The sequence below is a fragment of the Serinicoccus sp. CUA-874 genome, from assembly GCF_001942225.1.
Classification (GTDB): Bacteria; Actinomycetota; Actinomycetes; order Actinomycetales; family Dermatophilaceae; genus Ornithinicoccus; species Ornithinicoccus marinus.
Window position 1 is genome coordinate 1 of the sequence record NZ_MKJZ01000026.1, and the last position, 1,586, is coordinate 1,586.

The 1,586-nt window shown below is 69.6% G+C and carries 1 protein-coding gene; it reads right to left on the minus strand.

What is annotated here, in order from left to right:
• A partial coding sequence (locus BJF80_RS08845) for an IS110 family RNA-guided transposase (RefSeq protein ID WP_202817177.1) occupies nt 1-1,345 on the minus strand: 1,345 nt, incomplete at its 3' end.
• Nucleotides 1,346-1,586 lie beyond the last annotated feature (241 nt).

Below are 1,586 nucleotides of genomic sequence, written 5' to 3' on the forward strand. Positions count from 1 at the left end.
GCAGACTCCCGCTGTCAACCTGGCTGTGCCTGGATCCGATCTCGTGACGGTTGTGGTTGGGCACACCGCTGGCTCCCGCGTTGTGGTGTGCTGCGGGAGTTGAGGGTCGATGGGGTTCAGGCGGTGAGCGTCTTGTGACCTCGGGTGGGGTCATAGGGCTGGTGGTCGGTCCAGGCTCGCCACAGGATCCGGGTCCAGCGCGCGCCGAGCCCGCGGTACGCGCGGTAGCGGCTCTGTCGGTGGGCGCGGGCGTGTCATAGACGGCCTTGCTCCAGTCGTCCTCTCGGGCAGCGACCGTCATCCACCAGTCGATGGCGTGGCGCATCCGCTTGTTCGCCGCGTACCGAAACCGGACCTGGTGGGTACGCCCGGACGCTCGGGTGACCGGTGCCAGACCGGTCTCGGCGAGCATGGCGCCCGCGTTGGGATACCGGGCTCGGTCATCGCCCATCTCGCCGATGAACGTGGCCGCGATGATGGGTCCGATGCCGGGGAAGCTGAGGAACAACGGGCCGTCCGGGTGGACGGCCACGGCGTCGGCGAGCAGGGTGTCATACGAGCGGACCTGCCGGTTGAACAGCTCGAGCTGGTCGGCCATGGCCAGCGCGGCGACCTGCTTACCTGTCGCGGTGCCGGGCGCGGCGTTCAGCAGGTGAGGGCGCATCCGCTGAACGAGCGCACCGGGGTCGGTGCGCCCGGAGTAGCCGTGCCGGCGACAGAACCGGGCCATCCGTTCGGGGCCGACCCGCCGCGCGGCGTCGGGTGTGGGGTAGTCGCGCAGGAACGCCAACGCGATATCGCGGTCCAGGGACGAGAACAGGTGCAGCGGCGCAGGGTGATAGGCCTCGAGCACGGCCCGCAGCCGGGACTCCACCATCCGTTGCATGTGCACGATCCGTTCCCGGTCGCGTGACAACGCGGCGATCGTCGCGGTCTCGTCGCTGGGAACGGACAGTGCTCGCCAGTGCCGGTGCTCGTGGCGCAGCGTGTCGGCCAGGACGAACGCGTCGAACGCGTCGGACTTCGCGTTCGCGAGCCGGTACCGCTCCCGGGCGCGGGAGCTGATCTTCGGGCTGATGCAGAACAACGGCACCCCGGCCGCCTGGATGTGTTCGACGAGCAGGCCCTCCCCACGCTCGATCGCGCACACCACCGGCGTCGTGGCGCCGGTGGTGGTGATGAAGTCGTCGATGACTGCCATGCCCGCGACGGTGTGCTCGACACGCGCCTTGCCCACGACGTCCCCGGAGGCGTCCACCGCGCACAGCTGGTGCTCGCGACCGCCCCAGTCGATCCCGATGAAGACTCCCGGCGCAGGACCGGGACGAGAAATGGTGGTGACCATGCTGCTCCTTCCAGCAGCCAGGTCGCCTGACGCCGCGTGCGTGGCCGGCCCGTTCTCGGAACCTCGTCTCGGCACTCGTAGTGCTGCTCCCGCTGGCCGATAGCTCGGGCCTGCCCCGCCACGGGTGGACGGGTCTGCGTGTGGACCTCGAAGGCAACGCGTCTGCATAGGTCCTACCCGCGGCGGCGCAGACAACCAGCCAGACCATCTGGCCACCCCTAGGGTGCACAGACGAGGTCTG